Origin of the sequence: Vibrio sp. (assembly GCF_038138445.1) — a bacterium.
Taxonomy (GTDB): Bacteria; Pseudomonadota; Gammaproteobacteria; order Enterobacterales; family Vibrionaceae; genus Vibrio.
The window spans coordinates 1-8,176 of record NZ_JAYQDQ010000130.1; the positions used below are offsets into that span (position 1 = coordinate 1).

The following is an 8,176-nucleotide window of genomic DNA, read 5'->3' on the forward strand; positions in this document are numbered from 1 at the left end:
TGTTCAGCGTCTTTTAGCCGAGCATGGCATGTGGTTTTACTTTGAGCACAGCGATGCTGCGCATACCATGGTGATTGTTGACAGTAACGACGCGATTCCAGAGCTTGTCAGCACGCCGCTCAACGCTTCTTATCTTGGGCCTATGCTGTATCACTCTCAAGGCGGCGGTGTGTCTGACAAAGAGCACATTTTCGACTTAGAGCAGGTACATCGCGCCCTCACCAGTGATGTCAGCTATAGCGATTACAACTACCTCACCCCGAAAATACCGCAAAACAAAACCGCCCAAGATGGCGTAAATACAGATTTAAAACGCTTCGATTACCCCGGGCGCTACACCTCGCCTGACTTTGGCGCTCAGCGAAGTAGTGAATGGATGTCAGAATACAGAGTCGATAGCCATCAAATTCATGCCTCAAGTAATATTATGCGTTTGGCTTCGGGATTAAGCTTTGAGATAAGCGAGCATCCGCGCTCCTCAGTCAATCGTGATTACCTAATGCTCTCTGTGATGCACCTTGGCGAAAACCCTCGCGTGCACGAAGAAGAAGGCGGTGATGCCCCAACCCACTACCAAAATCAGTTTGTCTGCCTGCCGCGTGATGTGACTTATCGCGCGCCCAAAATGTCCTCCCCTGTGGTTGATGGCCCTCAAACGGCGGTCGTCGTTGGGCCTGCGGGAGAAGAAATCTACACCGATGAACTTGGGCGAATTAAAGTGCAATTTCACTGGGACCGCTATGGGCAAAGTGACGAACACAGCTCATGCTGGCTGCGAGTCAGCCAATCAATGGCCGCGCCGAACTGGGGCGCCGTGTATCTGCCGCGCATCGGCCACGAAGTGGTGGTGACTTTTTTAGAAGGCGATCCTGATAGGCCGCTTGTTACAGGCGCTGTGTATAATGGTTTACACACCCCACCTTACGAGCTGCCAGAGCATAAAACTCGCACCGTTTTTCGCACCCAAAGCCATAAGGCAGACGGTTATAACGAAATGCACTTTGAAGATGAAAATGACCAAGAAATGGTGCATTTTCACGCACAAAAAGACATGAAAACCAAGGTACTGAATAATCGCTACCGAGATATAGGGAATGATGAAGAGCTTGAAGTGGGCCGAAACCAAGAAAATAAGGTCCATGGCGATCGCAAAGAAACCATTCATGGCCATAAAACCTCAGAGACAAAACAAACGTTTAAAGAGCAAGTCGATCAAGACGTAACCGTTACCTACAACGCCAATGAGCAAAAGCAAGTCGCAAAAGATCAACACAGATCGATTGATGAAAACCGCCTAACCAAAATAGGCCAAAACCTGTCTGTAGAAATTGGTGGCAAAGCGAGCCTTGCGGTGCTTGAGGGGTTATCGGCCAACATAGGCGCCGACGACTCATTGCAAGTGGGCGGTAATTTGAATGTCGATGTACAAGGCAACACCTCTTTTCGCGCCGATGGTGAAACCACCATTATTTCTGGAGATGAAATCAAAGTTCAGGTCGGTTACGCGGGATTAATCCTAAAAAGTAGTGGTAATATAAAGCTTTACGGCTCTTCAATTACCATTGATGGCGCAGCGCAAACCACGATCAACGGCGGAAATGTGGCAATAAACCCAGATAAAGGAAGTGCAAGGCTCAATGTTGCGCCGCCTTATGAGTCTTTTATGCGTTACAACCAGCGCATTGTGTTGCAAGACCAAACCACAGGGGCGGTTCATGCCAACAAAGCGTACAAACTCGTGTTTGAAGATGGTAAAGAAATCTACGGTAAGACCAATGCTAAAGGGGAAACATCCTTGATTAATACCAAAGATTTACAATCCTCATTTGATATTTACTGGAGAGAAATTTAATGAACGACGATTTATGGATTTACGCTGGCAAAGCCAAAACCACCGATGCCAAAGATAAAGAGCCAGTAGTGATGCACGCCCCTGCCGGCAATATGTTTTGGGCCGATGATCAAAGCGGGCAAAACCTTGATATTCAATTTGCCGTCAATGGCAAGAAAAGCCCTTCTCTGCCTAAAGAGTTTACGCCAAGGGCTACGTTGATCCCCAATACGGTTGACGAAACCTGTAACTCATTAGAACTCTATTTAAACGGCCAAAATTTTACCTTATTGGATCGCATCCCAACAGAAGCCATCACAGCCCCCGGTGATTTAAGAGCCGCGATAATGACGTGCCCAATTGATCCTTCGCCAAGAAAATCCTTGATTAGGCCTAGGGACAACGGCAATGAAGTACTTGGTATTCTCAAAGCCAGTGACAGCTTGATGCTTCTTCCAAACCCTATTGGAGAGGCCTATAACATTGATGATATGGACGAATCGGTTATTTCTGCCCTGTTTGATACACTAGCAGAAAATTCCTTGCTGGAATTCTACGAACATCTGCAAAACAGTAACCGAGACCAAAATGCCATGGCTACAGCCATGGTGCAAACGGTAGAGCATGGACAAGCCTACGCCTATTACAAAGCTAAATACGGAATTGAGGCAGCAAAGGGATACCTAAAAGAATTTATTGTTAAAGGGAAGTTCACAATAAAACCAATGTCACAGTGGGGTAATAAACTCGGGGTTGTGTTTAAAGGCGATCGCACCAGCAGAACCTTTTTAACCGGCATCAATTACGGCATTCATGGCGATAAGATGAAAATGCTAAGCTCTGCCATACAAATTTCAGAGGACCTAAAGTCAGCTAATGCCGGAAGCTTGGTGAAAAATACTGTTAGTAGTGCAAATCCACTTAAAGGCACCAATATGATTTCCTTTATATTTGTCGCTTCATTTGACCTCTATGAGTTTTTTAAAAAAGACATAGGCGAACAAAACATTGCTGAATTATTGGGAGCACTTGGTGTGACCATAGCCAAACTTTTTATAGCTGGTTTATTTACAGCATTGTTTATCGGCTTACTTACACTGGCATTGGGTTTAGGTGGTGTAGCAATCAGTGCTACAACTCTATTCATAAGTATCGCTGGTATATCCTTTGGAGTCGGTTGGGCAGTTGACTCGGCTGACACTATTCTGGGCGTTAAGAATTCTGTCAAGCAATTTTTAAAAAGTGCTTTCCCTAACTTAACCGTAGAATCTATGGTAAAAAAAGAGATAGAAAGAAACCAAAGCAAAGTAGACAGCTACATTGGTTCTAGCGCAATGCAAAATTCAGGCTTTTACGGTTTTTAGGAAATTTAAATGGAAATCTACTCAGACAACGAATACGCTCCTAAAGGTCTTAGATTTGGAATTATTACTATTTCCATTTTCTTTGCACCATTCCAGTTAGTATATTTATTCTCAGATATTTTTTTCTTCTCTAAGCTAGTCTGTGGGCTGACAGCATTGGTGACCTTTTTCTTTCCAGCCTACCTTTTTTCTAAACAAGGCCAAAACTTACTATCCAAAAGAACAGATATGCTAATAGCACTCTTTTCTTATCTTATCTTTATTCCTACGATGTTAATATTAACATCAGTAATAACTCATTCTAATAAATTTTTTGATAGTAATTTTTATATGTTCTCTTTTTTAATTTTATCCTTAGTTATGGGTATTTTTATTGGTTGCTTTTTCCATACTAAAGACAGTTTCTCTGACAGGAATGACAATATTAAGGTAAGAGGTAATGAAATTGAAATAAGAAAGGTAGATATTGTAGAAGGTCTTAGTTTTTCCAAAATGCCTTTCCTGAGAAAGCCTTTGACAAAAGCTAAGAATGCTATCGTTGTATTAGCATGTATAGTGGGCACCGGTGGCGCAGGTATTGCCATGGGCATCGCTGAGCTGCTTACACGTTCTGACATTCTGAGCCCAGATATAGATACTCATAGTGTCCTATTCTTTATCTTTGGTGTGCCCGTTCTATTTACCTTTGGTGTAATTGTATATGCAATGATTTCATACCTATCCGAATGGCGTAAGTTAGTTGCAAGCATAGATAAAGAGTATGGTGAACATAAGATAATCTTCAATTCCAAAAAGAAGTCGTATAAGAAGATTAAAGAGATAATGGCAGAGTCAGGCTCTAATGCTAATGGATAAACATAGACTTTCTATCATGACCGCTAACATTAGCCTAAAAACACTCGCTTGAATCAGTTATAAGTGACGGCGTAACTACGATTTTAGTTACGCCGTCACATGTTCGTTATCTCATCTGCTCATCAAGAGGTACTGTGGAAGAACCCCCGAAAAATAACGAGTAAAAGAAAATGAATTAATCAATCTTCGTGAAAAAATCAACTGGCGTAATTAAGTTATAGTGGTTACCCGTTGGAACTGAATATGCTCTAGAGCCATCAGAAATTAATGGCAATTTAAAAACGCTTTTTAAATTTTCACCAATACTGTCAGCCAAAGTTGATAAGAACTCTTCTTCTTCACTAGTTAATGTCGGAAATTCACCTAAAGCAGACTCTATACCTCGCGGGGAATAGAGGTTGAAATCTCCAGACTTGATGGTCTTATCATAAACACGATCTTCAAACCCCTCGTCATCAAAAAAATCTTTAAATCGGTCAGGGATTAAGTCTGCCACTTTTAAGAAAGTAACAGAATCATATATAGCATTTTTTACTAACACTGGTGTCTTTTCTATTTCATCACGAATATCTTCTTTCGATGCGGATAACCACCTATCATCCTTGTCCCTTAAAGTAAATGCGGCTCTAAATTGGCAAGCACCGTCATCAGGTAACTTATGCTCTTTTACCCAATAATCTTTATCTTTGATGGTTGAAGGCTTTGGGGTTTCAAATTGACCATCTTCCAGCTTTGTCTCGTGCCACCACTGTGGTTTAACATCTTTTTCATCGAAGCTTACGATTTTTGATTTGACTTGCAGTGGAATTGGCTCTCGATATGGACCATCTCCTTCGATTTTAGAGCCGGCGACAAGCAATAATTTGGGGTTATCTTCTAATATGTTATTAGTAATAATACCATCAGAAAAATTGGTAATCAGGCTTTGACAACCAGAGCGCGCAGAACATGCTGCGTCATATGATGCTCCATCTTCCTTAGCAATTAGTTTACATAAAAGATGTTGGGCATATGAAGAAACTTCTCCATCGCTTAATGATAAGTTTTGAAGTAATTCTATACTATCTTGATCATTGCTTTTAGCCAGTGTAAACAGCGCATCCAAATCGTTTTTTTGACTTTCATTTAATGGCACTTTTTGGGTAGCTGAAGCAATTAAATTATTGATAGCTATATTGTGCTCACCTTCGCTATAAATCGATCTATTGGGTGGCATATTAGTAATCGAAGACACCATGGTTTTTCCCTATGTCGCTTTGTCTAGATTATAATCTTATCATTAGAATAAAATGTCATTCAAGATAAAAAGTGGAAAGCTCAACAGCATAGATTCAGTGACAAATATGAGCCAATAACCTTCTCTGAGATTCGTCATGTTTTAAGGCATCCCGAGCTATTTGACAGTAAAGTTTTTAAAGTCCATGTCCAGAGTATAGAGCCCTCCGTCTTCAGTTTTGCTGACTCACTTGATTCAGAGTTACAGGAAATCAGCTACTCTGAATAAGGTGAAGGCATACGAATAAGGGCCTCATAATGGCCCTTATAACGTTGATAAAAGAGGGCGTTCAAAAATCTGTGTCAACCAATATATGTACATCGTCACATATCTATTATTTCATCTGTTCATCGAGGTTTAATACGGTCAAGGCGTTGCTAACACTGGTGGCAATCACATCAATCACGCCTGTTCTTAGTGCGCCTAGCATGGCGAGGGGTTTGCTGTTTTCAGCGGCGATGGCGATGACTTGTGAAATTGGGCGAAATTCTTCAATGCCCAACCCTATTACCCTATCGCTCATAACGGTTTTGGCGGACTTGCCATGAATATCGAAAAAGTCATATCCAGCAAAATCGCCCACTACGCCTTGATTCATTCGCGACTGCACCACTTCATCGGCAGTAAACCAACCCAAATCGACCATATAGCTGTTTTCACTCATATCCCCTATGCCCACCAATGCGACATCAGCTTTACGCGCTAAGTCTAAGGTTTGTTTGACGGTCGCGTTTTGCATAAAGGCACGCTTTTGCTCTGGGTTTTCTGCGTAGGCTGGCGCATAAAGACTCTCTGAGGTGCCGCCATAGGTTTTGGCAAACTGACGACAAATGTGATCGGCGTTGAACATGCCACCTCTGGGGTGAATGCCGCCAATGCCACAGACGAATTTCACGTCTCTTTGCGGGATCACACCAACATGGTGCGCCACAGCCGAGACATTTCTGCCCTGTCCCACTGTAACGACAGAGCCATTTTGAATTGAGCTGGCCATAAATTTGGACACCAAGCCTGCCACTTGCAGGCGTTGCTGTTCTTCGCTTGGCTGATCAAGTGCGACTAAAGCGCGCTTAACACCAAAACGCTCAACCAACCTTTGTTCTATTTTGGCGCTGAATACAGGATGGTATTTGACCGTGATTTCAACAATGCCCTCGTCTCGCGCTTGCTTGAGCATACGACCTACTTTTGCTCTCGATACGGCAAATTTTTTTGAGATTTCTTCCTGCGTCGCACCATCTTGGTAGTAAGCAACGGAAATTTCCGTTAACAGATCAGCGCTATCGTCAGACATATCATTGGGCGACTTACTCATTGTAATCAAGCTCCTAAACAAGGACTAAACATGTGCTCAGAGACGTAGCATATGTCAGGCTAACAAAATAATGCAACATTTGCTCATCTACATTACAAATTCTCAGTCCAAAATCAGCCAGTCTAAAACTCGGCTAAACGCCCGCCAGACGATAGCAAACGTTTGATTTACACGCTTAGTTTCATGCCGAAAAAAAATCCCGCACAAACCTGTCGTAAAAGGGTAATTATCGATTGACATTCTGCGTCGAAGAGATAAATATGAACCCATCATTTACTCAATGAAAGAGCAAATGTTCATTACAGATGCTCTATCGCCACATAATTGAGAATCGTTAGCGGAGTTGGCAACATTTCCATAGGCCAAACACTGGCTAACGAGTTTGACATTGTACTAATCACACTATGGTTTTAGTGTGAAAGCCCATGATATAGGATGACCGAAATGAGCAACAAATTAGAGCAACTTCGTAAACTAACGACTGTCGTCGCAGACACTGGTGAGATAGACGCTATCAAGAAATATCAACCAGAAGATGCCACTACCAACCCTTCTCTGATTCTTAAAGCCGCTCAAATCGAAGAATACGCCCCTCTTATCAATGCTTCCATTGACTACGCAAAAACTCAAAGCAGCGACAAAGCACAGCAAATCCAAGATACCTGTGACATGCTGGCGGTAAACATTGGTAAAGAAATCCTAAAAACCATTCCAGGCCGTATTTCTACAGAAGTTGATGCTCGTCTTTCTTACGATACTGAAGGCAGTGTTGCAAAAGCTCGCCAGCTAGTAAAAATGTACAACGACGCAGGCATTACTAATGATCGCATCCTAATCAAGCTAGCTTCAACTTGGGAAGGTATCCGCGCGGCTGAGATTTTGGAAAAAGAAGGCATCAACTGTAACCTCACGCTTCTATTCTCGTTTGCTCAAGCTCGCGCTTGTGCAGAAGCTGGTGTGTTCCTTATCTCCCCGTTTGTAGGCCGAATCATGGATTGGTACAAAGCGAAAGAAGGCCGTGATTTCTCTCCAGAAGAAGATCCAGGCGTACTATCGGTCAGCAAAATCTACAACTACTACAAAGACTACGGCTACAACACAGTTGTGATGGGTGCAAGCTTCCGTAATATCGGCGAAATCCTTGAGCTTGCCGGTTGTGACCGTCTTACTATCGCACCGGCTCTATTGGCAGAGCTAGAAGCAGCTGAAGGCCACGTTGCTGAAAAATTGGTTGATTCTAAAGGTTCGCAAGCGCGTCCAGCGGCAATGACTCATGCTGAGTTCCTATGGGAGCACAACCAAGACCCAATGGCGGTAGAGAAGTTGGCAGAAGGTATCCGCAACTTCGCGGTTGACCAAGGCAAACTCGAAACCATGATCGAAGCTAAGCTTTAATTTAAATTATCAGCAGGGAAGACACTATCTTCCCTGTTATTTTTCCTTTTTAAGAAAAACATAATATTCGGTATTAATTATGGATCGCAAACACCTAGCTAACGCTATTCGTGCCCTTAGCATGGACGGCGTACAACAAG

The 8,176-nt window shown here is 42.7% G+C and carries 6 protein-coding genes; 4 read left to right on the forward strand and 2 right to left on the reverse strand.

What is annotated here, in order from left to right; translation table 11 throughout:
- The 3 genes from tssI to AAFM34_RS19635 all read left to right on the forward strand — a co-directional run.
- On the forward strand, positions 1–1,852 hold a 1,852-nt coding region (gene tssI, locus AAFM34_RS19625; protein WP_341665746.1), incomplete at its 5' end, for a type VI secretion system tip protein TssI/VgrG.
- Positions 1,852–3,195, forward strand: a complete 1,344-nt coding sequence (locus AAFM34_RS19630) for a hypothetical protein (RefSeq protein ID WP_341665748.1) — start codon at positions 1,852–1,854, stop codon at positions 3,193–3,195. The genes tssI and AAFM34_RS19630, both read left to right, overlap by 1 nt.
- A 9-nt stretch (positions 3,196–3,204) precedes the next feature.
- Positions 3,205–4,050, forward strand: coding sequence for a hypothetical protein (locus AAFM34_RS19635; protein WP_341665750.1), 846 nt, complete (start codon positions 3,205–3,207; stop codon positions 4,048–4,050).
- 175 nt (positions 4,051–4,225) lie between these two features.
- Here AAFM34_RS19635 and AAFM34_RS19640 read toward each other — a convergent pair whose 3' ends face one another.
- The gene (locus AAFM34_RS19640; RefSeq protein ID WP_341665752.1) at positions 4,226–5,287 is read right to left on the reverse strand and encodes a hypothetical protein; all 1,062 of its coding nucleotides are present in this window, start codon (positions 5,285–5,287) and stop codon (positions 4,226–4,228) included.
- Between the two features lie 373 nt (positions 5,288–5,660).
- Positions 5,661–6,641: a sugar-binding transcriptional regulator gene (locus tag AAFM34_RS19645; RefSeq protein ID WP_341665754.1), complete on the reverse strand. Its 981-nt coding sequence runs from the start codon at positions 6,639–6,641 to the stop codon at positions 5,661–5,663.
- A 444-nt stretch (positions 6,642–7,085) separates the two neighbouring features.
- Here AAFM34_RS19645 and tal point away from each other — a divergent pair, with 444 nt between their 5' ends.
- Entirely contained in the window at positions 7,086–8,036 is a 951-nt protein-coding gene (gene tal, locus AAFM34_RS19650) for a transaldolase (protein ID WP_341665757.1), read from the forward strand.
- The last annotated feature ends 140 nt before the right edge of the window (positions 8,037–8,176 follow it).

Bases quoted from the DNA above. Each gene is read 5' to 3' on its own strand.
- AAFM34_RS19630 (WP_341665748.1), top strand. From the start codon at position 1,852: ATGAACGACGATTTATGGATTTACGCTGGCAAAGCCAAAACCACCGAT.
- AAFM34_RS19635 (WP_341665750.1), top strand. From the start codon at position 3,205: ATGGAAATCTACTCAGACAACGAATACGCTCCTAAAGGTCTTAGATTT.
- AAFM34_RS19645 (WP_341665754.1), bottom strand. From the start codon at position 6,641: ATGAGTAAGTCGCCCAATGATATGTCTGACGATAGCGCTGATCTGTTA.
- tal (WP_341665757.1), top strand. From the start codon at position 7,086: ATGAGCAACAAATTAGAGCAACTTCGTAAACTAACGACTGTCGTCGCA.
- AAFM34_RS19640 (WP_341665752.1), bottom strand. From the start codon at position 5,287: ATGGTGTCTTCGATTACTAATATGCCACCCAATAGATCGATTTATAGC.